Origin of the sequence: Psychrobacter sp. JCM 18902 (assembly GCF_904846615.1) — a bacterium.
In the GTDB taxonomy this organism is placed as follows: Bacteria; Pseudomonadota; Gammaproteobacteria; order Pseudomonadales; family Moraxellaceae; genus Psychrobacter.
In genome coordinates this window covers 2251148-2277133 of sequence record NZ_CAJHBK010000001.1, presented here as the reverse complement: position 1 = coordinate 2277133, position 25986 = coordinate 2251148, and the positions used below count along the sequence as shown (strand labels likewise).

Genomic DNA, 25986 nt, shown 5'->3' with positions numbered 1-25986 from the left:
TTTTTTTGATATCAGCAGTACATGATGGTTCGATATTACTTTTCATTGACTATATATTCTTCAATTAATAAGAGTACCTGTGCGTGAAACCAAAAATTTGGCAACGATTTACTGCACCATTCATTGAACCTTATGCGCGCTATCAGCACGCTGATATCTTGCACGCCATACGTATCGGTGCAGCCATCGTGTTTGCGCTGTTAGCCAATCAAATAAGCCGTTTTCCACATGGGGAATGGACGACGATCACCGTCTTTATCATTTTGGGATTGCTACAGTATCAAGGCGCTATTTATACCAAAGCCAAAGAGCGAGTATTGGGCACGGTTTTGGGTATCGTCGTGGCATTTGCGATCTTATGGTTCAATAAAGGGACGGGTGCTTGGTTAGGGATAGAATACCTGCTTATTGGTATAATTAGTGGGATTATTGGTTATTTTTCGGTCAGGCGACTAGGGTATACTGGGTTACTCACTGGCATTACTATGCTGATGATCGTCTCTAACTTGAATCAAGTTAATATGGCGCAAGATGGTGTCTATCGCGCACTCAATATCTTAATCGGTACAGGTATTGCGGTCATGGTGACAGTGGTCTTACCTCTAAAGTCGACGTTGATGTGGCGATTTTTATTGGCAAATAATTTAGAAGCCTGTAGTACGCTTTATGCTGGTGTCGGACATCATATTGATGCTGAAATAGTGGCTCCCAAGTCGCTTGTCTATACTAGGGCGACAAGCTCAGCTAGCCTGTCTTATCCTCAAAGTAGCGCTATTGCAGATATGCCTGTTAATAAAGCGTTGATAAAATCGCTGCAGCAAATAAACAAGCGACTACTCGCAGTACGTCCACATATCGCTGCAACAGCAAGCGAATCCGGCATTCATAAAGAGACGATAGAAACGATTCAGCGTACCCATCGCAATATCATCGGTACCATTGATTTATTGCTTAGTGCGGCGCCGCGTTTGGCGAATATCGATATCGACGATGATAATCATACGCTACTGATTCACTATCAACACGAGCTCACCCAAGCAATGCAGCATATCGCGGCAGTGCTACGCAGTCCAAGCGATCAGACTTTTCGACCTATTACGCGTATTGCGCTATCAGAATATCCTAGCGTACAGTATGCAACGTTTGAGTGGCAAGGATATTTTTGGTTGACGCAAACGTTACAAGCACAACTGCAACAGTTAAGTGATCTGCTGCAAACGACCAAACCGCAGTGGTATGCTGCTTCTGGTCTGCGCTATCAAAGGCGTGAGCAGCGTAGAATGAAAGAGCAGGGGGGCGAGTCCGATTTACACTTGTAAATATAGGAGATGCTGGCAAGTATTTGTCAGCACCTTTCAGCATTACCAATAGCCAAATGCGATGCTGTTAGAGTGTTTTTTTGTCGTTATGTGCTAGCATGCTTTGACCTTCAGCGTCTTTTATCTTTTAATAGGTAAAAGGCGCTATTTTTTGATCATGACTTTATCAGCGCTTTATCAGTGGTTAAGCCAGTAGCTAGAATTTAACCGATTTTTTCTTCCTTCACTTATAAGAGATACCCTGCGTGAAACCGACTTTTTGGCAACGATTTACCGCCCCGTTTGTAGAGCCTTATGCCCGTTATCAGCATGCAGATGTTTTGCATGCCATACGTTTGGGTCTGGCTGTACTTATTGCGCTCTTGTTAAATGAGTTTACGCACTTGCCGCATGGTGAGTGGACGACCATTACCGTGTTTGTGATTTTGGGTTTGTTGCAATATCAAGGGGCGATTTATACCAAGGCTAAAGAGCGGATATTGGGTACTTTGCTTGGGGTGGTGGTCGGGCTTAGCTTCTTATGGCTGATTAAAGATATCGGTGGCTGGTTGTGGCTATATTATGCACTGATTGGCATTATCAGTGGCATCATCGGTTATGTGGCGGTCAAGCAATTGGGCTATATCGGTCTGCTGACAGGTATTACCATGCTGATGATTGTGTCGAGTCCTGACCACAGCAATATTGCCCAAGATGGCTTATATCGCGCGTTCAATATTTTGCTTGGTGCAGGAGTAGCGGTGGCCGCGACGTTAATTTTACCGCTTAAATCGACGTTGATGTGGCGGTTTTTGTTGGCCAGTAATCTTGAAACCTGCAGCAATTTGTATGCAGGGGTTGGCAATCATATTGATGCGGATGTCTTAGTGCCCAAGCCGTTTAAATATAGTAAGGCGACCAGTTCGGCCAGTATTATTTATCCATCGAACAGTTCTATACCAGATACACCGGTCAATAAGTCCTTGGTGAAAGCATTACAAAAGATTAATAAGCGTTTGCTTGCCGTGCGTCCGCATATTGCAGCGACAGCAAGTGAGTCGGGCATTGAAAAAGAAACGCTAGAGACTATTCAGCGTACCCATCGTAATATTATTGGTACGATTGATTTACTGTTAAGTGCGGCACCGCGTTTGGCTAATATTGAGATTGATGATGAAAACCATATTTTGCTTATTCATTATCAGCACGAATTGACGCAAGCGATGCAGCATATGGCGGCGGTATTACGTAGTCCAAATGATGAAGTATTCCAACCCATTACACGCATCGCGGTATCAGAATATCCAAGTGTAGAAAACTTAGGCTTTGAGTGGCAAGGCTATTTTTGGCTGACCCAAACTTTGCAAGTTCAATTGCAGCGGCTCAGTGATTTATTGCAAACGACTAAGCCAAAATGGTTTGCCGCCTCTGGTCTGCGCTATCAACGTCGCGAGCAGCGCCGTATCGAGCACAAAGGTAGTGAAACTGATTTGCACTTATAAATATAGTCAATCCTATATAAATTAGATACAGTGTCAGGCTCGCTTAGTCTACTATTGGTAGTACTTTCGCTCGCCTTCCTTGTATCCAAATTATATTGAAACGACTATAAAAGTTAAATAACAGCCAAGAAAGAATAAATAAAAAACGCTGACTTTATTAAGTCAGCGTTTTTTTTGCGGTAACAGTTGTTAAAAAAGCTATTAAAAATGGCTATAAAAAACAGCTATCAACAAACAGTGATTAACGACCAGTTTTTAGCTTATCCCAATACTGCTGATAGACTTGCAATGCTTCATCGCCCACATCTTCTTGGAATTCCGCTTTTGCCAGCACGTCTTTGCTCGGATAAATGGTTGGATTGTTTCTCACCTCTTCTGGCATCATCTCACGCGCAGCCATATTAGGCGACGCATAACCAATCTCTTCGCTGACGATTTTAGAGTTCTCAGGACGCAGCAAGTAGTCAATAAACTTGTGGGCTGCATCGACTTGTTTGGCGTTTTTCGGAATCACAAAATTATCCATCCACAAGATAGCGCCTTCAGTTGGATATTTATAAACCAAGCTGGTCAAGCCTTCGTTATTGGCGATAATTGCCTCGCCATTCCAACTCATACCAACCGTGGTTTCGCCTTCCATATAAGGCATACGCGAGGCATCCGAGTTAAAGGTCTTCACATTTGGCATCAAGGTCGTGAGCTTCTCATAAGCGGCTTTGATTTCGTCAGGATTTTTACTATTACCTGAATGTCCAAGGGTCAATAGCGCCATGCCAAACACTTCGCGCATATCGTTCATCAGCATCACTTGCCCTTTATACTCAGGACGCCATAAATCGTTCCAGCTATTTACGGTTGCAGGATCGACCTTGTCACCATTAATGGCAAGACCGGTGCTGCCCCACATATAAGGAATCGAATATTTGTTCTCTGGATCAACCTTGGTATTGGTAAAAGACGTATCAAGATTCTTAAAATTGCTCAATTTGGATTTATCGAGCTCTTGCAGCAAGCCTTCTTTGGCCATTTTTTCGACATAATAGGTCGATGGGATGGCTAAGTCATATTGGCTAGAGTCATCGAGCAATTTAAGCTTGGCATACATGGCTTCATTAGAGTCGAAAGTGGTGTAATTGACCCGAATGCCTGTCTCTTCAGTAAAACCATCGAGAATCTCTTGCGGCATATACTCTGACCAGTTATACAGATTGAGCGTTTCAGCACTCGCTGCTGTACCATCAGCCGCAGTATTGTCTGACTTACTACAGCTAGCAAGTGCTAGCCCAACAGCCACGGCTAATAGTGCTTTTGGTAGTATACGAGCGCTACGAGCAATGTTGTGGGGCGATGATAAATGAGTCAAAATATCTCTCCTAAATAAGAATGATGCAAATGAGTAAAAAGTTAAATGATAGATAATGGAAGCTAAGGGCTAAATACTAAGTGCTGAATATAAGTTATCGAGCCAGTTGTGAAACTATTATGGCTATGATTGTTAAGAATTTAAAGGGCAAGGAAGAAGTTCGTTCTTCATAATATTGCTAAAAGTGGCGCTGATGAATGGCTGAAGAATCTATAAAAGCACAAATATGAGATTTACTGCTGAATTTGAGTAAGATAATAAGCGTAAATAATCATGCTATGATGAGAGCTGCTTTACCCTTAAGCCATGAATTTATAACGTGGTTTTTATAAGATGCAAAGAGTACCGATAAAATAAAAACAATCGAGTTTTAATTAAATGGTTTGAATTAAAAGAGGCAAAAGATGAATAATCGTAAACGCGCTGGACTGATTACTGCTGTGCTTGGCATAATTGCCTTTATGACCATGTTTAACGCTGGCTCGCCGACACCTATCGTTAATTGGCCGGTTGAGACGTACATGGGTTTGGCATTTACGATTGGCTGGTTGAGTAATGTGCCTGTTTGGTTGGCCTATGTGCTGGCAGCGGTGGTGCTTATTTTGATCGTGGTCGGATTTTATAAAATCGGTAGTTGGGTTTATAGTTTAATGACGAAGCGTGGTTAGATTTTGCTAGGACGTGTCCTTATTTTAAAAGTGAGGACACGTCCTAGATAAATAGCAATTTGCAAAGTCTGATTATTAAGACGCAATCTGAAATTGCTCAAGCACCGACTGAATACCGCGCTCCTCAATCGTACCCGTAACAAAGTCTGCACGCGCAATCAATTCTTGCTTGGCATCACCCATCGCCACCGCATAGCCGACCAAGTCAAACATCTCTAAATCATTCATTCCATCACCGAACGCCATACACTCATTGGCATCTACCCCATAATATTGACAGACGTCTTTAATGCCTCGCGCCTTGGATGCCTCTATCGGTAAGATATCTGCGCCGATATGATGCCAATGGACGAGCTTTAACTCGTACTGGGCAAAATCGACGTCCTGCATTTTCTCTTGTTGATTGTTAAAAAATACTGAGCATTGATAGACGGTATTCCCTTTATGATATTCAGGGTCAACGATAGAGTTTGGCGTGATGGCATTAAACTCGCGCAAGCGCTCATTTTCACCTGACCAAGCGATATGGGTGGCAGAGTCAAACTTATGAATCAACTCGCTCTGTTGGCACAGACGCACGATTGTATCCGTTTGCTCAGCGGACAACGGATAGTGGCTAATCCGACCCTTTTTATCAAAACTATACTGTCCATTCATACAAATAATCGCATCTAAGACATCAGCTTCGAGCAAGGCCAAAATATCTGCTGGCAATATGGCTTTGGAGCGTCCCGTTGAAATCACCAGCTTAATATCAGTATCTGCAAGCTGCTCAAGTGTTGCTTTGTTGTGTTGGGCAATGATGCCATTACGGCTCAAGGTATCATCGATGTCAAAAAAGATGATCTTGGGTGTCGGAGTCTTGATAGTCATACTTTCTTTGGCGATTTTATCTTCGATAAACATGATGATCCTATTGTTTTTTAGTCGTTTCAATACCAATGATTTAGATACTACTACAACACACCCAAAGAGATAAATACCTATAAAGTAACCTGCGATGATGCAAATTTGGCTACTGCTGCGATATTCGCTTTACTGGCGGTGCGATTGATTTGCGCTTATTCGAAGGGTTAACAAAAACCCTAAACGATATAATTAACTTAAGAGTGGCTATTTATTATAAGGTTAAGATTAACGATCAACATCAGTTAACAAAATGATGAACGGTTTTTATCAGTGTATCCGCTATCTAAAGGAGCTAGTATGAAAATTTTTACCTTAAAATCAGTCACCGCTTTGACGGCATTGGCAACATTGGCAGTATCTGCCAATGCCTTTGCAATGGATGTTAAGTTTAACGATGCTGCTTGGAATGGCAAAAAAATACCTGAAGGGCAGCAGTGTCTAAACTATGATGGCAAAAATCCAGCCACGCCGAGCATGACGGTCTCAAACATTCCGATGGGCGCGGAGAGCTTGGTTTTCGTTTATAACGATGTGAGCAATAAACGTATGCAACATGGTGGACATGGCATTATAGAGTTTAACCTACCAGAAGGTGCTACGAGTGCTGAGATTCCACGTGTGTTTGGGCATACTTATGAAGTGCCAGTTGGGATTGAGATGGTCGCGGAATATCGTAGCCGTGCAGGGGAAGCGGGAGGGGCATATAAACCACCTTGTTCAGGTGGTAAAAACCATCTGTATACGGTAGATGTGCAGGCTTGGCAAGGCGATAGTGTGCTTGCTGAGACAACGGTTGAGATGGGTCGGTATTGATGCTTTGGTCGTTTTAATGAGCGTAAAAAATCCGTCTATACCGCGTGTATAGACGGATTTTTAGTAAGAGTAAGTGATGTTTGCAACGTCTGAGCCATCAGTAAGCGTGGGTCAGTCGTATGTTAGGGTTGAGACCGTGCTATAGGAAGATATAGATTAGACTTGTTAATTATTAGACTAATGATATCGCAGTCATTGTGCCAAGTTTTATAGTACAATTGTACTCCGAGAAGTATAGGCGTCTTATCCCATTAAAATTCCAATGGTTATTTCTAGAAATACAATGATGCTAGATGACAAAAAACCACTAAGAAAAAAAATTTTATTGATTATACTTTATCTTAAATTAGATCAGGTTTTTATAAATAAGGTTTCTCATGACTATAGCGACAAGCCATACTCCAGAAAGCAAAAAAATAAATGGCGAGCATATTCTTATCAACATGATATATATCGCCAAAAATGTCGACCTAGATTCGGGAATCGAGCTGACTCGTGCACTTGAGTATTGGCGAAGGTATTTTGAAGAAAACAATATAGCTTCAGCTTTAGTCATTAGTGAAGGTTATTTCGTTCAAAGTTTTCAAGGGACAAGGCCCGCTATCAATATTGCCTTAGAAAAAATACTTGACGAGCATTCAACTATTTTTCCCAATATTGTTAATATAGAGGAAATAGAGTCGCGTCAATGGAATGGGTTTTTAGTGAAACATCTAACATCAAGCGCTGAAGATGAAGAGTATGCTCTCAAAAGCTTCTCAGCAGGTTCTGACTATAATCCCTATCTAATGACAAGTGCTCAGATTAAAAGTTTTTTGACAGCAGTTTTTAAAGATGCTGAATCCAATAAGCCTTAGATAAGTTCTCTATTATAACTAGCGTAAAAAAGCCGTCTATACATTTTGTATAGGCGGCTTTTTGATGAGAGTAGGTTATGTTTCATATATAGATAAGATGTGCTAACTTAGTAATGAGGTAAAGTCTTGGTTGATGCTCGTAACATTTAACTGATAAGAACAACTTGGTCGGTATTATCTAATCAGCCCTACATGGTAAAAGCCCAGCCTAGAGTTGCTAATCTCGATGCTCCCAAACAACAGCAATCTTAGTACCTAGTATGTTTTCTAATTCTTGTAATATTTCTGGGCGAATAGATATGGTTTCATTAATATCGCTTTCAAATTCTTCGTTGTCATTGTCATCTAATTGCCAAAATCTATTAGTTGCTACAAAATCTCCAGCGGTCATCATAAATGGGCTAGTAATAATAATGTCTGAATGGGTTAGTTCTAAATTTTCAACTGCATCAAAATAGGGTTCATGTTCACACTCAATAATATTTCCGTCAAAAAGCGAAAACGCTTTTTCTTTTTGTTCGTCGCTTATTACATGGTCTCGTTCTTTAACATAAATATAAACATGTTGCTCACTCACAATATACTCCCAAAAAGTTAAATAAATTTATTTTAGTTACTTGGAACTTAATTAATTCCAATTCGATTTTAAATATACTGATTATGGCAAAACTTAACTAATCTACAATAATATATTTTAGAAAATATAAGCATCGATAGGTTAGCTATATGGTGCGCCCAACACACTAACATAATAATAATCTCTAAAAATGGTGCACGGGGCGCACCATACGTCAACTAGGCTATTTGAGCTTAATCAAGCTCAAATAGCCAAACCAATCACCCAACCTCAACACTCGTCACATTCTGAAAGCCTCTTGGCAACTGACCACCACGATTGCCGCGCACACCCGTATAGTTAGCCAAATCATTTGGCTTGAGTGTCACGTGGCGTTTGCCAGCGGTAATAATTAGGCTGTCTTGCTGACTGAGTGGCGTGATGACAAGCACTTCCTCATTTTCTTTCAATTTAATCAGCTTATTACCTTTACCGCGTGCCTGTTCAGGTAAATCATCGAGGGCAAATATCAGCAAATATCCAGCATTGGTCACGACAGCAATATGGTCAGGCGCTACATTTGCATGGGTATTTTCACCGTCAGCATTGGCAGTCGTTTCTACTGGCGCATCGATACGCGCAACAGGGAGCAATCGAATATCAGCCGCTAGGTTAATGATATTTTTACCCGCTTTTTGATTGCTATCAAGATTGCCGATGGTGTTGATAAAGCCATAACCTGCGGAGCTAGCGAGAATAATGCGTTGATTGTCAGCACCGGTTAATAGCTGCTCAAAGCTAGCACCTGCTGGTGGCTTTAACACACTGGTCAGAGGATCGCCTTGACCACGAGCCGAAGCAAGGCTATGCGCATCAATACTATAGCTGCGTCCAGTGCTATCGAGCACGTAGATTTTCTCATTGGATTTACCACGGACGTGCGCTTGATAGCTGTCACCTGAGCGATAGCTCATGCCAGCAGCGTCAACATCATGACCTTTGGCAGCACGAATCCAACCTGCCTTTGATAGGATGGCAGTGATCGGTTCGCTCGGTACGAGGTCAGATTCTTTTAATGCTTGTGCTTCTTCGCGCTCTGCCAAGGGTGACACGCGCTCATTGCCATGTTCTTTCATATCAGCTGTGAGTTCTTCAATCATTAGATTGGTCAGACTGTCTGGATTGTCCAGATACTCTTGAATGATGGCGCGTTCGGCAGCCAGTTCATCTTGCTCGCGGCGTAGCTCAATTTCCTCTAACTTTGCTAGCTGACGCAAACGAATATCCAAAATAGCATTGGCTTGAATTTCAGTGAGGTCATAATCTTGCATTAACGATAATTTTGGATCGTCCTCTTCGCGAATGATGCGAATGACTTCATCAATATTAAGATAAGCAATCAGCAAACCTGCGAGGATATGTAAGCGCTTGTCGATTTTATCGAGGCGATATTGCAAGCGACGGGTGACCACTGAACGGCGACAGATGAGCCATTCATCAAGGATTTCTTTTAGGTTTTTGACCTGTGGTTTACCATTTAGGCCAATCATATTCATATTGACGCGATAATTGCTTTCTAGATCCGTACTGGCAAACAGATGGCTCATGACGCGAGCGACATCGACCCGTGTTGATTTTAGCTCAAGTACGATACGGCAGGCATTTTCATGGTCTGACTCATCATGGATATCGGTAATCCAAGGCAGTTTTTTGTCCGTCATTAGCTTGGCGATCTGCTCTTGGATTTTATTACCTGAGACTTGGTAAGGCAGCGCATCGATGATGACAAGATTCTTTTCTTTAGGGTCAATATGGAAAGTCGCGCGCATTTTATAGCTACCGCGTCCAGTCTCATACATCGCTTGCAAATCTTTTTTGCTGGTGATGATTTCAGCAGGCGTTGGCAGATCAGGTGCTGGTATTGATTGCGTTAATTGCTTCACCGACAGCTCAGGATTTTTAAGCAAGCGAATCGCTGCACGCACCACCTCATTAAGATTATGCGGTGGAATGTCGGTTGCCATGCCAACCGCGATACCTGTCGTACCATTCAATAAAATATTGGGCAGGCGGGCAGGGAGGGTGGTTGGCTCTTGCATGGTGCCATCGAAGTTATCTTGCCAATCAACCGTGCCTTGTCCGAGTTCTGCAAGCAAGGTATTGGCATAAGCAGACATTTTGGCTTCGGTATAACGCATGGCGGCAAAGGATTTTGGATCATCAGGACTACCCCAGTTACCTTGACCTGTAATGAGCGGATAGCGATAGCTGAACGGCTGCGCCATCAGCACCATCGCCTCATAACAAGCACTATCGCCATGCGGATGGTATTTACCCAAGACGTCACCGACGGTACGTGCAGACTTTTTGGCCTTAGCAGTCGATTTTAGCCCCAGCTCACTCATGGCGTAAACAATGCGGCGCTGGACAGGCTTTAAACCGTCAGCGATATTTGGCAGCGCCCGATCCATGATGACGTACATCGCATAGTTGAGATAGGCCTGCTCAGTGAACTCTGCGACTGAGCGAGTATCCATCGGTTCAGTGGGAATAATAGGGTCAATCGTATGATCAATAACATCGGACATAAAATAGGGTTCACTTATCAGTTTTAATAGGTATAAATAATCGGTGCAAGCGTACAAATAGGATAGCGCTATCGTAAAGGATATTGGCAAAATTAAAAAGGCATAAGTCAGAATAGACGACAGGTCGTGACGTGCTGGATAATGATAAAAAGGGTACACGACGTAACTTTGTGACCTTAACAGAGCTTGCTACTGCCCTTGATAGTAAAGGTAAAAAATAGTTAACGATAAAACACTATAAAGAGTATTAATGAATAAATGTTCGCTAATAAATCGCTGAAAAATTATCGCTTATCGCTATTAAGGTTTTGATAACTAAGATATTATTGACCGTCAAGACAGTTTGCGAACTCAAGTAGCAATCTTTTATATTGAGTAGTCTGTATAAAGTGTGTATGTTAATGAACAGAGGGCTATTTACCGCTATATTGTTTGCTCATCACCATATGATTGCCTCACAGTCAAGCCTGCCATTACGATGACAAGCCTGCGCTCTGAGTTTTTATATTTTTATCACACTGTGATTCGCATGGGTTGACGGTAGCGTACTATTACTAGGAGAGAAAAGATTATGGAAAATCACAGTAACCTAATTCGTCGTAACGATAAAGTATGGGTCAAAACTTACGAAAAGCTTGGTATTCAATACGACATTGAGATGCCAGCCGCTAATACTTCTTTAATCGATATATTTGAGCAGAATTTTACGAAGCACGCTGGCAAGACAGCGTTTGTATGTATGGATGCAAAACTCTCCTACGAAGATTTAGATCGTTATAGCAAACAAATTGCTGCCTACTTGCAATCACTTGGGTTAAAAAAAGGCGATAAAGTCGGCGTCATGATGCCAAATATTTTGCAGCTACCAGTTGCCGTATTGGGTGTGCTGCGTGCTGGCATGACCTTGGTTAACGTTAACCCGCTTTACACCTCAAAAGAGCTTGAGCATCAACTAACAGACTCTGATACCAAAGCATTATTTATTTTAGAAAACTTCGCCAAAACCTATGAAGACATTGGTAAAGACTTGGTTGACCATGTCGTCGTGACGTCGATGGGTGATTTGATGAGTCCATTAAAAGGCTTTATCGTCAATATGGTCGTGCGTCACGTGAAGAAGCTTGTACCTGACTATAATCTTAAAACCAGCACCAGCTTCAAAACAGCACTGAATCGCTTCTCAGCCAAAAATTACAAACGTCCAGATAACATCTGCCTTGATGATATTGCCGTTTTGCAATATACCGGTGGTACGACCGGTGTCGCTAAAGGCGCAATGCTCACGCATGGTAATTTAGTCGCCAACCTGATTCAATGTGATACCTATCTTGGCGATGCTTTTGATAAGTTTGAAGGTATGGATGAGCAGCCAGTTATCATGACCGCCTTGCCGCTATATCATATCTTCTCGTTTACCGTTTGCGGCATGTTTGGTTTATATCGTGGTTGTATTGGGTTACTGGTACCAAACCCACGTGACGGCGCAAGCTTAATCAAAGCTTATAAAGATTATCCACCAGCGTTTTTCCCAGCGGTCAATACGCTGTTTAATGCTTTAGCAAATAGCGATCCATTTAAAGCCTTAGATCATAGCAAACTTGAGATGTCGATGGGCGGTGGCATGGCAGTATTAAAAGACACCGCTGACAAATGGCAAAAAATTACTGGTAATGTGATCGTACAAGGCTATGGTCTGTCAGAGACTTCACCTGTGGCGTCAGCAAACCCAGAAGGTACGGGCGAATTCTCAGGCAATATTGGCCTACCGATGCCAGCAACAGACATGGCTATCTTGGATGAAGAAGGCAATGAGGTCGCACTGGGTGAGCGCGGCGAGATTTGTGTTCGTGGCCCACAAGTGATGAAAGGCTACTGGAAACGTGATGATGCTACCGCTGAAGTCATGACGTCTGACGGTTATTTCCGTACCGGTGATATCGGCGTGATGGATGAAGAAGGCTACTTTAAAATCGTTGATCGTAAAAAGAATATGATTTTGGTATCTGGCTTTAACGTCTATCCAAACGAAGTCGAAGATGTGATGTCAGGTCATCCAAAGATTTTGGAGTGCGGTGTCATCGGTATCGAAGATGAAAAGAGCGGCGAAGTGCCAAAGATTTATGTCGTGCGTAGTGATGACAGTTTGACTAAAGAAGAAGTGCTTGCTTATAGCAAAGAGAATTTAACTGGTTATAAGCGTCCTCGTTATGTTGAGTTCATCGATGAGTTGCCAAAGTCAAATGTCGGTAAGATTTTGCACAAAGATTTGCGCGTGCTGGAAGAAAAGAACCACGGTTAATCAGCTAGCTTTCAGCGGCAGAGTATTTTTATGAGTGTCTGCTACTGTTTGTTAGGCACTCGTAAAGTCATCATGATAAGTCACCACGATACTAATGATAAAAATTAACGCTACAAACTAACGCTACGAACTAAATCTGAAAGAAACTATCAGGATGCTAAGTCGTCGTGATAGTGGTGGTTGTGATACTGGGTGTCGTGATCCAAAAATGGTAAGGTTGCTGGTATGCAGCCTTATCATTTTTTGTATTTATTGCTTTTTTTGTCGCTATGACCCAGTCAGGTAGAGATAGAGAATTTTTAGCAAAACTGCTATAGTGCTTACCGACATATTTGTCTATTTATCGACGACATGACGTTAGTTTTGCGCTATATCTCTGATAAAACTATCAGGGATAAAGGGGTTTTTAATTCGTCAATGCCGAGTTATTGTGCTATTTATTAAGGACTTAACGTTGCGCTTTGATTGACAAAGCTTGTGAATGACAAACCTTTTTTGTTACCACGTTTTTTATTCACAAGCTTCTGCTGTCATTGATCAATCACAAAAAATAATGGTGTTTTCATTAGATTATTCTACGTTTTTAACGGTAACATTTAGGGAAAATTATGACCGACAGTATCAATAAAGAGACCACAAACGATAACGCTGCAATGAATAAAGACAGCGTATTTCCTACTATGCCGACGATAGATAGTGACAGCCCATGGTTGAAAACTTATGAGCGTTATGGCATTGATGCGACTATCGATATGCCTGATGACAATACCTCTTTACTTGATGTGTTTGAGCGTAACTTTAGCCGTTATGGGAAAAAAACGGCCTATATTTGTATGGGTGCATCGATTAGCTTTAAGGAATTGGATTTATACAGTCGCCAAATTGCCAGTTACTTACAATCATTAGGCTTGGTAACAGGTGATAAAGTTGGGGTGATGATGCCCAACCTCCTGCAATATCCAGTGGTTGCTTTGGGGATCATCCGTGCAGGTATGGTGTTGGTCAACGTCAACCCTTTATATACCAGCCGAGAGTTATCGCATCAGCTGCATGATAGTGGCACCAAAGCCCTGTTTATCGTAGAGAACTTTGCGAACACCTATCAAGAGGCAGAAGACAAAGGTCAGGTTGAGCATGTCATCGTTTGTAAGATTGGTGATATGCTAGGAACAGTGAAAGGAGCCGTCGTTAATCTCGTTGCGCGCCATGTCAAAAAAATGATTCCGGCTTATAGCCTGCCAAACAGCGTGAGTTTTAAGCACGCTTTAAGTGCAGTATCAGCCAGCAAATATAAGCGCCCTGATTTGAATTTAAGTGACGTGGCATTATTGCAATATACGGGCGGTACGACAGGGGTTGCCAAAGGTGCAATGCTGTCCCACGGTAACTTAGTTGCCAATATGCTACAGATTAGTGCATTGATGGACAGTGCATTTGATGATGATGTTGATGCCAATGATGTCATCCTGACGGCACTACCGCTATATCATGTATTCTCATTTATGGTCTGCGGCATGTATGGCATGTACCGAGGTTATGCAGGCTTGCTTATCCCAAACCCTCGTGATTTGGATGGTTTGATTAAAGAGATGGCCAAATACAAACCCGCCTTTATCCCTGCAGTGAATACTTTGTTCAACGGTCTAGTACACAAAGACGGCTTTGCAGACTTAGATTTCTCTAACCTAAAAGCGTCTATCGGTGGCGGTATGTCTGTCTTGCCAAGCGTGGCAAAAGAGTGGCATAAAATCACTGGTCTGCCTATCGTTGAAGGTTATGGTTTGTCAGAAACCTCACCAGTGGCTGCTTTTAACCCGATGACCATTGCTGAGTTCACGGGTAAAATTGGTATCCCTGCCTCTAGCACCGATATAATACTGATCGATGATGATGAAAATGAAGTCGCATTGGGTGATCGCGGCGAGATTTGTGTCAAAGGTCCGCAGGTAATGATAGGTTATCAAAATCGTCCAGAAGAAACAGCTGAAACGTTTACTGCCAATGGCTTTCTGAAAACTGGCGATATCGGTATCATGGACGAAAAAGGCTTTATCAAAATCGTTGACCGCAAAAAAGACATGATTTTGGTCTCTGGTTTTAACGTTTATCCGAACGAAATTGAAGAAGCCATGAGCGAGCATCCAGCTGTGGTAGAATGCGGCGCTATCGGTATTCCAAACGATGACCGCGGTGAAGAACCAAAGTTGTTTGTGGTCAAAAAAGGCGATGTGACTGAGCAAGAGTTGCTTGATTTTGGCAAAAAGCAACTGACTGGCTACAAGCGTCCGCGTCACATACAGTTCGTCGATGAATTACCAAAATCAAACGTGGGTAAAATCCTGCGTAAAGAATTGCGTAAGATGGAAGGGTTAGAATAAAGTTGGTGCTATTTCTTTGTTAAGCCAATGACTGGCTAAAGTAGCGGCGCAATAGCTCGAACGAATCTTGCTATTGCGCCGCTGCCACGTTAGGATATCTCCATATTTACGTCTGCTATGGCATCCAATCATTATTTATTTTAGCTTGTTAATAGTTTGCTTGATAAATGATGGTTAGCCACATAATGACAGACACCTCATTTTATGACACCGCCTTTAAAACATTGTACTAGGGATTTTTATGCGTATTGACAATCGTGAGCTTGACCAACTTCGCTCGATCAGCTTTGAGCGCCATTATACTAAGCATGCCGAAGGGTCAGTGTTAGTCAGCTTTGGTGATACCAAAGTATTGTGTACCGCTAGTGTTGAATCTGGCGTTCCGCGTTGGCTCAAAGGTAAAGGCAAAGGCTGGATCACTGCTGAATATGGTATGTTGCCACGCGCGACCAATACTCGTAACCAACGTGAAGCGGCACGTGGTAAACAATCAGGCCGTACCCAAGAAATCCAGCGTTTGATTGGTCGTAGCTTACGAGCGATGATTGACCTGAGTAAGCTGGGTGAGAACACCATTTATCTTGATTGTGATGTTTTGCAAGCCGATGGCGGTACTCGTACTGCTAGTGTGACAGGGGCTGCTATTGCGCTTATCGATGCACTAGAGAGTATCCAAAAAAGCAAAAAACTCAAGGCAGATCCATTGATTGGTTTGGTCGCTGCGGTTTCTGTTGGTATGAAAGACGGCAAAGCGTATCTAGATCTAAACTACGAAGAAGATGCCAGCTGTGATACCGATTTGAATGTGGTTATGACTCAAAAAGGCGAATTTATTGAGCTACAAGGAACGGCGGAAGAAAAGCCATTTACCCGCGCTCAAGCCGATGATATGCTGATTCTTGCCGAAAAAGGCATCGCTGAGCTGATTGCCATGCAAAAAACAGCCTTGGGTTGGTAGTCCTATTGATGACTACTTGCTCATCGTATTTTCATTAAAATTTTACTTTCTTATTACTCTGTAACAGGTAGTCATGCATGCTCAAGCTGACCGACGATGGTGCCAAAATCACGCTACAAGATCAGCCAAAAACGACTGATGATGGCATGTTTTGGTTTGGCTCAACATTATTGGTTGGGGCAGTGGCGGTTGCTTTGGCAATGAGTCTGCTGCCTGAGCGCTTAGCTATAGGAGCATTGGCGCTACTGATTATTGGTAGCTTTATATTTAATCGAAAATGCCAACAACAGAAAAAAGCCATGGCTGGCGTTATCAGTAGCGGCATCTTGTGGCTGCGTGCGGGTGAGCTGGTGCATGACAATCAAGGTAAGCGTCAGCATATTCAGTTGACCGACGGTGATAAAATCATGCTTATTGGTGAGCAATTACAGATTGTTGATTGTGATGATATACGCAAATACCATATTAGCGGCTTTGATAGTATCCAAGAGGCAACCGCTGCCAAAGCTATTTTGCAAGGTCAAGCATTGGGCAAGCGCCATGTGAATATCAAAATGAGTAACGATTAGCTTATTTCTTAGCCAACTATCTACTGGATTGGGTTATAAAAACCTAAGTGACTTTCTCTGAGCAGTATTTTATTTCAGCAATCTTCTATCTCAGATAATATTTTATCTGCTCAGCACTCTATCTACGCAGTATTTAATCTAAACACTGCTTATTCTATTTCCTTTTTATTTAGCGCCAGCTCTCTATCGTTTTTCTACGTGCTCCTCTTATCTAACCATTAGTCTGTGTTTCTATACCTTTTATCGACTATTTGAGCCGAATAATGCTTGCAGCGCCATGTCTAAATGGTTTATAAGTAAGATTAGAACATCCTATTATTATGGTTTATGTTGTCATTTATATTTTATTGACAAGGAGTTGGTCATGTCGCGTTTGCCTGTGTCATTGTCTATGTCGTCGTCGGTTACCGCGTCGTGCAGTCTTTTATTGTTTACCGTTGGCCTAGTGGGTCAGGCCCATGCTGATAGTATGAGTGCGCTGATCGCCCAAAAATCTATGCAATCTGATTTTAGTGCTCGCTATACACCATCATACTCAGCGGTGCCCTCTGCGAAAGTCAGCACGCGTTCTACCATTCAACGTGCAGGAACTTATCGCTCAAATTCTGCCAGTACTCCACCAGCGACTCAGACATCCTATCGTTATCCTGAAGTAGCACGTCAAGCGCCTGCGGTACTCCCTGCATTTTTATCGGGTAATTATGATAATGTCGATAGCGAGTATTTACCGTTACTAAGCAGTGCGGAGATGCAGAGCAGTCTGGCCGCCCGTGAAGTGGTTAGCACCGCACGCAAGATGGCGCTGAACGAGCGCGCGATCATTCAAGGTGGCTGCTGGGACTATCTCAATGCCGTGTTTAAACGCGCCGGAGTGACACGCGATACCATTCATAAAGGTACTTATGGTCAAGGTCCTTATGCCAATAGTGGCGAGATTGAAGTTGGGGATTGGCTCTATTATATCAATCATGGCTATAATGGCGTCGAGCATAGTGGACTGTTCGTCGGCTGGGTTGATGAGCGCGCAAAGCAAGCACTGATCCTCAGCTATGCGGGCGAAAACCGCCGCGAACCTGCGCGTTACCGTGTTTATGATTTGAGTAATGTCTATCAAATCATGCGCCCTAGTGTTTAAGCTTTCATATTTATGATTTCCTAAAAAAGCGTCCGTTACTTATTAAAGTAACGGACGCTTTTAGTTTAGAGGTATTCAGATTTAAAAATTAGTGATGGGCATATTTACTGGATTTTAGAAGGGCTTTACTACTACTAAGATGACGATAATGACCAATGCAAACACTGGTACTTCGTTAAACCAGCGCCAAAATTTATGCGTCTTATAATGCGGATTATCCATTAGCTTTTTACGATAAAATCCACAAGCACCGTGATAGCCAGAGAGTAGCACCACTAATAAGAGCTTGACGTGTAACCAGCCTTGGGTTTTATACACCTCCCAGCCTAGCCCCAACATCCATAGACCAAAGACCCATGTGGCTATCATCGATGGTGTCATAATACCGCGATAGAGCTTGCGCTCCATAATAGCAAAGCGTTCGTGACTGATGCTGTCGTTACTCATCGCATGATAGACAAACAAGCGTGGCAAATAAAATATCGCAGCAAACCAGCAGACCATCGATATAATATGCGCCGCTTTAATCCAATTGAAATAATCTGCCATCACATTCTCTCTTACGATTTAATATTTTATCATCAATAATGTCGGCAAGCTTAGCGCAGATTATCCAATAATGGTAGCGATAAAAAACGCTACTCTGCCATCACCACTTGCGATTGATGACCGCTCATCGCATCCATCACAGGCAATACTTTGGGCGCTCTTGGCGCAGCAAATTGCTTTGTTAGACCAAGCTCACGCATGAGTCTGTCATCGCCTGATTGGCTTGCATTGCCAGTAGTCAGCAGTTTATCGCCATAAAAGAATGAGTTGGCACCTGCCATAAAGGCCAAGGCTTGCTCAGAGTCGGATAGGCTTTCGCGACCAGCAGACAAACGCACATAGCTGGTCGGGCAGCAAATACGTGCTACGGCAATGGTACGAATCCATTCAATCACTGACAGTTGACCTTCTGCCAATACTTTATCACCAATTGGTGTGCCTTTAATGGGGACAAGCAAGTTGACGGGGATTGACTCTGGCGCTTTGGGCATTTTTAGCAGCTCATGTACCCAATCGATACGGTCGTCACGGCTTTCACCCATACCGACGATATTGCCACTACAGACATTGATGCCTGAGTTACGCACGTTGTCTATCGTATCTAAGCGCTCGTCATAGCTACGCGTGCTGACGACTTGCTCATAATAACGACGTGAGGTATCTAGATTATGATTGTAATAATCCAATCCAGCATCCGCCAGTTGCGTCGCTTGATTGGTATCTAGCATACCAAGGGTCATACAGGTTTCAAGTCCCAAGGCCTTGACTTCTTTGATCAGCTCAACCACATAGGGCATGTCTTTGGCGCTTGGATGTTTCCATGCTGCACCCATACAAAAGCGTGACGAGCCACTGGCTTTGGCACGTTTGGCCGCAGCAATGACTTTATCGACTTCTATGCGTTTCTCTGCTTGTAATTTAGTCGTGTCGCGGTGGTGACCTGATTGCGAGCAGTAGCCACAATCTTCGGGGCAGTTACCTGTTTTGATCGACAACAAAGTACTGATTTGTACTTCATTGGCAGTGAAGTGCGCCCGATGTATCGTTTGCGCTTGCAACAACAAATCCATCAATGGCAAATCAAACAGTTCGGCGATTTCTTCGCGGTTATGTTTATGAGTGGTTTTTTGGTTGGCTGTGGTGGCATCCATTGTTAAGTTGTTTAAAAAGTCATTGTTCAAGCCGCTGTGGCTGTTATTTTTATTATTGAACGTGTCAGTGGGGCTACTGGCATTAGGCTCTGAGATGTTAAGTAATCCTGCCATCATATAATTCCTTTTATAATAGTTTTTGAAACAATCATTTTGAAGAGAATAGGGGTTAAAAGAGTTGTGTGTAAAGCCATAAAATTTTAGGTAATAAAAAAGGCTGCGATATAGTATACCGCAACCTTTTTAGAAAATCAGAGCACTGCGAAAGAGTAAAGTAACTGAGCGCTAAATAATTGTGATCTGTTTTCTTTATTTACGTCGCTCTATTTACGTCATTATTTGCCAAGTTTGTGCTTAGCAACCCCAATCCAATGGTTGGCAAGTTTTTGTGCTTTATAAGCATAAGGCTTGGCTTTTTGGATATAAGGTTTACATTCTTCTGGAATAGCTGGCACGATATGCTTAGCAAGTTTATTGAACCACATCATTAGGCTGTAATCGCCTTCGATGCTGAGGTTGCCTTCTTGTACAGCAGTCATAAAGGCAGGAAGATTGCCTTTGGTCAAAAGCTTAACACCTGTCATCGAATCCTTGAAATTGATGGTGAGGTCTGCTTTTTTAGCATGACCACTGTATTGGCTGAAGCTACCATTATCAAAGACAAAATAACGGGCGATATCCGCTTCAGTGCTGGCAAGCTCAATCGTCACATTGCGATCAGCAAATAGTGCTTTCACATCTTCGTTATCACTATCAGCAAGCATGGACAAACGATAGCCAATCACAGCCAATAGCACATCTAACGGATCAGATTTAATATCTAATACAGGAACAGTAAACATAATCGAACTCCTAAAGAATGAGACGCAAAATAATGCGTACTTTATAACAATTTTTGCGACAAATATATAACTAGATTATAAACGATAGAGAGGTTGCTATTCTTTAGGAGTTACGTAGAGAGCGTTAAGTATCTTGTAACATTCAATGACGTCATCTTGATTAAAATAAGTTGTTAATATTTATAAAAATGACAGTAGAAAAGAGAATAGCAACGAAAATGAATGCTCGCACTACCTATGCTGGATTGAGCGAATTTGACGGCAGGTTAATCGTAATTTTTGTACGAGATACAGTCGGATAAAGATAATGTAATACAGGCTATATAAGAGGTAAGTAAAAGTACTGCAAACAGAAAATGAGTCAACCTAACAGCGTCGCTCGTTGATATAAGCGCGACTCTATCAGTGGAAGCGCGGTTGGTAGTCGTCATCATAAACAGGCGTGTGCTCGATATAACGTGCCGCTTCCAATTGACGCTGCTGCTGAACGGATTGACTGACATCCTCGTAACGTAGTGCCCGATACAGCACCCAGCACGCTAAAGGCAACCAACTGATGCCCATGGCGATGATATAGCTGTGCCATTCTGACAGCTCTGATAGCATGGGACGACCCGCCACAATGCTTTGAATCGTCTCAACCGCTAGCCAATATGCCATACCACCAAATAGATACCAGAGCAGCCAGCGCTGTGAGGATAAGGCAAGCGCTAAAATCAAGCCTGCCAGCAAGCTATAACCAAACAGTGCCGCCGTGCTCCACGTTTCTATACCAATAACCGAAAATATAGTCAGTAACATCATTCATCTCGCTATTCATAAGGTGAATTCCAATAGGGTCATTATGAAAGTTTGGGGAACAAAGCTAAAGAGGGGACAGGCGACTTTGCGACAACCGTTGACGTTTGGTTTTTTAGCACATTTTGATGGTTTTGTATGGCAAGGTTTAAGCACAAGCGCCGCAAGGATGGGCGCTTATTATTAAGAGTGTATAGGAGGGTTTTCGGGTTTTAAAAAGAGACTGATGCAGGTTTAAGGTAGGGTTAAGCGCGATTGCTACGAGTGCCCCACCAAGACAATAGTGAGACTAAAATCGCGCCTAGCAGCATCAGTCCTACAGTGATTAGCCAATGTGGACCGGTAGGATATTGCCATGGCATCACGTTGTTGATCGCGTCACTATTAAGCGCGCCTAACGCATCTACTTTCCATGGCCATACTTTCACAAGCGAGCCTGCGATAAAACCTGTGAGCAAGGCCAAAGTTGCTTGATAGTAGCGAGACAATAGCCATTTAAGTGCGCGAGTAAATAATAACAATCCCGTCGCCATACCCGCAATGACCGTGAAAATTATCGTGAAGTTAAGGCTATGTACGGCTTCTAATACTGCGTCATAAGCACCTAATAGTAATAAAATAAAAGACCCCGATATACCGGGCAGGATCATGGCACAAATAGCGACTGCTCCTGCAAAAAACAAATAAGGCAAGCTTGGTGTGGTCGTGAGTAATGGTAAGCTGCTAATGACCACAGCGGCAACAAGACCAGTCACGAAGAGTGCTGCTCGCCCTATATTCCAACGCTGAATCTCACTCAATAATATAAATACCGTTGCGACAACCAGTCCAAAAAAGAACGACCAAATAAATAACGGTTGATTATCCAATAGATGCTTGATAATACCTGCTAAAGTAGTAAAACTGGTGGCGATTCCCAATAACAAAAATAACAAAAAAGTTGCATCAACTTGTCGCCACACCGAAACCAAACCTTTGATTCCGCCTTCCTGTCGAAATATCTGCCAGAGATTGGGGCCGATGCTACTCAGGGCGTTAATCAAGCGCTCATAAATACCGGCAATCAGCGCAATGGTACCGCCAGAGACACCCGGTACGATATCCGCTGCCCCCATGGCCATTCCTCTGATATAAACCCCAAATAGTTGCTTTGGACTATCGGAGGATGCAGCAGTGCTGCTCTTATCCAGTGGTTGTGGCGCTGACGGCTCATTTTGCCGCGGTGATGGTGATGCCGTCATGGACAATCCTTTTTTATTTAAAAACACAGTGAAAGTTAATGCGATGCCGCTAAGTATGCTAGGACAGTGATGTGAAAATTGACTGTCGCAATGTAGCAATGTCGCAATGTAATAAGACATAAAAGCCAGATTAATGTTAAAAACACTAACCTAGCTCCATGGTATGGTGTTGCGAGTGTAGTCGTTACTCAGCAGGCGCAAGTGCTGGATAACCAAGGGCATAAAGTATGCCTTCAAGCCCTGTGACATTGATGGCGGCATCAGCACGTGCTTGGACAATGGGCTTAGCATGATAGGCGACGCCTAGGTCTGCAATGGCCATCATCGGTAAATCATTGGCACCGTCACCGATACAGACCACTTGTGACATCTCGATGCCTAAGCGCTCCGCAGTATGCTCAACGATCGCTGCTTTTTTGGCACCATTGACGATGGGCAGCTGTACGTGACCAGTGACTTCCCCTTCGTCGATATCTAGCGCGTTGGCGTGAACCTCGTCAATGCCTAATTGCTCAGCGATATAGCGCGCAAAGTAGGTAAAGCCGCCTGATACCAGTACGGTATGGTAGCCCAAAGCCTTTAGTGCACTGATGGTAGTGCGAGCGCCCATTGATAGCGTTAAGCGGCTGCAGATATCATCCAGCACATCGGTCGAGATACCTTTCAATAAGGCTACACGCTGGGCAAAAGATTCATTAAAATCCATCTCACCGCGCATTGCCGCTTCCGTAATGGCTTCGACTTCTTCGCCGATACCCGCTGTTTTTGCCAACTCAACGATGACTTCTTGCTCGATTAAGGTGGAATCCATATCAAAGCAGGCAAGCTTGTGGGTACGTAGCATATGACCGACTGATAAAATGTGGCAATCGACAATATCCAAGCGTTCAGCACTGCTCGCTTGATGACTATCGTTATAAGCTTCGGTCAAGTCATGACGCAAGCGCGTGGTCAGCTGATCATCAATGATGTGAGCTGCTGCGGTCTTTTTGCCAGGATGCATGAGCGTATCAGTGACTGGAACCAACAAATAGCGGAATACTTGTGCTTGAGTAAAAGGCAAGCGCTGTGCGTTTGCTGCCGTTGGCTCTGTATCAGAAACGGTAATATTGACAAAACTGGCATCAGTATCTTCAGCGACGGTGACCAAATGCCAGCTTGGCTGTTCATCGACCCATGATTGCACATACTGGTGAATATCAAGCGTCGATACTTTGGTCGGTAGCACAACAATAAGAGCAAAAACTGGCAGGGACTGTAGCGCATCAAAATCTTGTAAGTTCGTGTTATCTGGTAACAGTGACGCAATAGAGTCAACGGCTTGTTGCCATGCTTTGCTGTCTTTTGGTAACGAGTAAGATGTATTGTGTGGCATGGCTCAATGGTCCCTTGTATGCTCATATAAGATTGGGAATAATAGCAGCTTTACTCGGCAGCGCCTATAGATGACGCGCAAAGTATCACCGTCGATTAAAGATGGCAGCAATCGTTGAAAAATCATTTGAAATTGAATGTGATTATTATGATAAATTTATAAATCTACTAACGCTATAAGACTTATTATGGTGATATAGTAGATAAGATAAGCGGTCTGTATTCATGATGATATTCACAATAATGCTCTCAGTCGCCGCTTACCAAATGTGCCGTAGATTATCCTGAGTATTAGTATTTGAGACAGCAGTTTTTAAGTAACCAAATCTTGTTGTAAATGCTATTTTAGGCAACAACAGACGTGTCGGGTTATGGTACTTAAATTCAATACATACTTATTAAGATGCGTACTATTATAGTTTTTTTAAATTCGCCAAAAAATGAGGGATAGCCTTGTTTTTTTAATTTCTCTTATCCAAAAAAGTTTACCATATCATGACGTATTTAGCGCCGCGGCAAGGGTTATTTGCCATTATTCTTCTGGTTAGTTTTTGTTTGCAGACGTTGTTATTGGTCATCAGCACCGATCAACAGCTGAGCAAAAGTCGTGCGTTAAAAGGCGAGCAGATGGTCGCCCAGCTGATTGATGAAGCAAGGTTGTCTTTAGAAAATAAAGACCGTGTCAGCTTAAGTGTCATTGCCAATCGCTATACCAGCGAGCAAGACGTGACGCGCATATTGATTAAAGACAATAACGACGACATCTTGGTGCCTGTTGGCAATGCGCCCATGCAGCAAGGTGATACCATTCGTCAGATTGCCACCAATGGCGATTCGGTGATTGGCAGTGTGTCGTTGACATTAAAAGATATTAGCAAAGGCGAGATTATCGCTATGCAATGGCCGTTCGTCATCGGTACTATGCTGCTGCATTTGTTGCTTTGGCTGGTTTATGGTTATCTTGCTCGTCCAACTAAAGAGCAAATTAACGCGCTTAGCCGCGATATTCAAGATTTGCATCGTGAGCAGTATATGCAAATCGATCAGCGCAATTATGATCGGGAGCTTGAACGCCGTACCACGGATACGGATAGAGAAGCATCGGAGCATTCTGTAGAGGGTGCAACGGACAGTCAGCCAACCAATGCACACAAATTGGATGTACATAGTGAAGTAAACCAGTATTTAAGAACGCAACAGAATCAAGCTGCGACTGATACCACTGGCTCTGATAGTCAGCCTATCGATAGTACGACTGAAGAGCGAGCAGAGCATGGTGCAGCAAATGGTGCTGCCCAAGATGATATAAGCCGCGCTTCTAAATCTGGTAGCGCCTCTCGGTTGTCTGCCACCCGCTCATTTGACAGTGTGAGAGTGCAGATTGTATTCCATGACGAGTTCAATATGCTTGAGCGTCTGGCACCGGCTCAGCGTTTACCTTACTTGGCATTATGTACGCAGCTATTGAACCAAGCGGTGACCGAGTTACTTAAGCAGCCATTGTTGTTGGGTGTCAGCGCGATGAATGAGCCACGTTTCGATGACACGGGTGCTAGCGTGTTGTTAAAGGCGGACAATAGCCATGCCAAAGTGGCGTTAGCAGGTGTGATGCTGGGCAAGCTGTATTTGATGCTCAACAAAATCATCCATGACAAGCACATTGAGCTAAGCCGCTTTGCGCTACCTGCTAAAGCAGGTGTCAGCGATGATGCACAGGCGCAAGCAATGACGCAATTATTACACAGCGTCGGCAAAAAAGAGCAAATGCTGATTTTGTTACCTAATGCAGGTCTCAAGCAAATCAGCCACCATGTACAGGTGCAGAGTATCATGCGCCCAACCACGGTTTATGAGCGTGAATGTGCGGTGTTCGATGGTGGCAACGATTCGATGATTCAACGCTTAGCAGATGTGCGCAATGCGGTATTGATGATTGAAAGCGCAGATGAGTCGGCTATTTAATGCTGCTTATATTCGCTTATTACTATACAATTGTCTGAGATATTGTCTCTGTCGTTATCTTTATATAGCCTAAAAATAGGGCATTAATAATAAAAAGCATTGACAACGTGAAGTAGAGACTTTATAAGGCATATATATATTAATGTATTCTTAATACCCTTGCTAAAAATGATAGG

Annotated in this window: 21 protein-coding genes; 11 read left to right on the top strand and 10 right to left on the bottom strand. The window is 43.0% G+C overall.

The genetic code is table 11. The features are described 5' to 3' along the window. Positions 1-83: 83 nt before the first annotated feature. Complete coding sequence (locus JMY05_RS09390; protein WP_045443935.1) at positions 84-1319, top strand: FUSC family protein; 1236 nt, start codon at positions 84-86, stop codon at positions 1317-1319. 245 nt (positions 1320-1564) lie between these two features. After that, complete coding sequence (locus JMY05_RS09385) at positions 1565-2800, top strand: FUSC family protein (RefSeq protein WP_045443937.1); 1236 nt, start codon at positions 1565-1567, stop codon at positions 2798-2800. 241 nt (positions 2801-3041) lie between these two features. Here JMY05_RS09385 and JMY05_RS09380 read toward each other — a convergent pair whose 3' ends face one another. Then, positions 3042-4163, bottom strand: coding sequence for an ABC transporter substrate-binding protein (locus JMY05_RS09380; RefSeq protein ID WP_045443939.1), 1122 nt, complete (start codon positions 4161-4163; stop codon positions 3042-3044). A 404-nt stretch (positions 4164-4567) separates the two neighbouring features. On the opposite strand from JMY05_RS09380, the gene JMY05_RS09375 reads away from it, so the two are divergent. Next, complete coding sequence (locus tag JMY05_RS09375; protein WP_201614905.1) at positions 4568-4831, top strand: hypothetical protein; 264 nt, start codon at positions 4568-4570, stop codon at positions 4829-4831. A 75-nt stretch (positions 4832-4906) separates the two neighbouring features. On the opposite strand, the gene JMY05_RS09370 is transcribed toward JMY05_RS09375, so the two are convergent. Then, positions 4907-5737, bottom strand: a complete 831-nt coding sequence (locus JMY05_RS09370; RefSeq protein WP_227678155.1) for an HAD family hydrolase — start codon at positions 5735-5737, stop codon at positions 4907-4909. Between the two features lie 300 nt (positions 5738-6037). Between JMY05_RS09370 and JMY05_RS09365 the strand changes: the two genes are divergently transcribed. Then, positions 6038-6553: a hypothetical protein gene (locus tag JMY05_RS09365; protein WP_045443942.1), complete on the top strand. Its 516-nt coding sequence runs from the start codon at positions 6038-6040 to the stop codon at positions 6551-6553. Positions 6554-6930: 377 nt separating this feature from the next. Continuing rightward, the gene (locus JMY05_RS09360) at positions 6931-7410 is read left to right on the top strand and encodes a BLUF domain-containing protein (RefSeq protein ID WP_045443945.1); all 480 of its coding nucleotides are present in this window, start codon (positions 6931-6933) and stop codon (positions 7408-7410) included. 217 nt (positions 7411-7627) lie between these two features. Here the strand turns inward: JMY05_RS09360 and JMY05_RS09355 are convergent, their stop codons facing one another. Then, the gene (locus tag JMY05_RS09355; RefSeq protein WP_045443948.1) at positions 7628-7987 is read right to left on the bottom strand and encodes a hypothetical protein; all 360 of its coding nucleotides are present in this window, start codon (positions 7985-7987) and stop codon (positions 7628-7630) included. 260 nt (positions 7988-8247) lie between these two features. Further along, entirely contained in the window at positions 8248-10554 is a 2307-nt protein-coding gene (parC, locus tag JMY05_RS09350) for a DNA topoisomerase IV subunit A (protein ID WP_201614903.1), read from the bottom strand. Positions 10555-11125: 571 nt separating this feature from the next. Here parC and JMY05_RS09345 point away from each other — a divergent pair. The 5 genes from JMY05_RS09345 to JMY05_RS09325 all read left to right on the top strand — a co-directional run bounded on the left by JMY05_RS09345 (position 11126) and on the right by JMY05_RS09325 (position 17893). Further along, positions 11126-12853 (top strand): AMP-binding protein, encoded by a 1728-nt coding sequence (locus tag JMY05_RS09345; protein ID WP_045443951.1) that lies wholly within the window; start codon positions 11126-11128, stop codon positions 12851-12853. A 653-nt stretch (positions 12854-13506) separates the two neighbouring features. After that, a complete protein-coding gene (locus JMY05_RS09340) occupies positions 13507-15231 on the top strand; it encodes an AMP-binding protein (RefSeq protein ID WP_413786586.1) in 1725 nt (574 codons plus the stop codon). Positions 15232-15472: 241 nt separating this feature from the next. Continuing rightward, positions 15473-16189 (top strand): ribonuclease PH, encoded by a 717-nt coding sequence (gene rph, locus JMY05_RS09335; RefSeq protein WP_045443953.1) that lies wholly within the window; start codon positions 15473-15475, stop codon positions 16187-16189. 77 nt (positions 16190-16266) lie between these two features. After that, the gene (locus JMY05_RS09330; protein WP_045443955.1) at positions 16267-16758 is read left to right on the top strand and encodes a hypothetical protein; all 492 of its coding nucleotides are present in this window, start codon (positions 16267-16269) and stop codon (positions 16756-16758) included. Positions 16759-17122: 364 nt separating this feature from the next. After that, positions 17123-17893: a hypothetical protein gene (locus JMY05_RS09325; RefSeq protein WP_045443957.1), complete on the top strand. Its 771-nt coding sequence runs from the start codon at positions 17123-17125 to the stop codon at positions 17891-17893. A 114-nt stretch (positions 17894-18007) separates the two neighbouring features. Here JMY05_RS09325 and hemJ read toward each other — a convergent pair whose 3' ends face one another. From hemJ to serB, 6 genes are all read right to left on the bottom strand, one after another. Continuing rightward, complete coding sequence (gene hemJ / locus JMY05_RS09320) at positions 18008-18442, bottom strand: protoporphyrinogen oxidase HemJ (RefSeq protein ID WP_045443959.1); 435 nt, start codon at positions 18440-18442, stop codon at positions 18008-18010. A gap of 89 nt (positions 18443-18531) precedes the next feature. Then, entirely contained in the window at positions 18532-19593 is a 1062-nt protein-coding gene (gene bioB, locus JMY05_RS09315) for a biotin synthase BioB (RefSeq protein ID WP_228139090.1), read from the bottom strand. A gap of 335 nt (positions 19594-19928) precedes the next feature. Next, a complete protein-coding gene (locus tag JMY05_RS09310; RefSeq protein ID WP_045443962.1) occupies positions 19929-20435 on the bottom strand; it encodes an SCP2 sterol-binding domain-containing protein in 507 nt (168 codons plus the stop codon). A 402-nt stretch (positions 20436-20837) separates the two neighbouring features. After that, positions 20838-21239, bottom strand: coding sequence for an AciT family ciprofloxacin tolerance protein (gene aciT, locus JMY05_RS09305; protein ID WP_227678153.1), 402 nt, complete (start codon positions 21237-21239; stop codon positions 20838-20840). Positions 21240-21478: 239 nt separating this feature from the next. Then, entirely contained in the window at positions 21479-22474 is a 996-nt protein-coding gene (locus JMY05_RS09300) for a DUF368 domain-containing protein (RefSeq protein WP_045443965.1), read from the bottom strand. A gap of 184 nt (positions 22475-22658) precedes the next feature. Further along, complete coding sequence (gene serB, locus JMY05_RS09295) at positions 22659-23849, bottom strand: phosphoserine phosphatase SerB (protein ID WP_201614899.1); 1191 nt, start codon at positions 23847-23849, stop codon at positions 22659-22661. Between the two features lie 494 nt (positions 23850-24343). Here serB and JMY05_RS09290 point away from each other — a divergent pair, with 494 nt between their 5' ends. Beyond that, positions 24344-25810 carry a hypothetical protein gene (locus JMY05_RS09290; protein WP_201614897.1) on the top strand — a complete coding sequence of 489 codons (1467 nt, stop codon included), beginning with the start codon at positions 24344-24346 and terminating at the stop codon, positions 25808-25810. Positions 25811-25986: the final 176 nt, after the last annotated feature.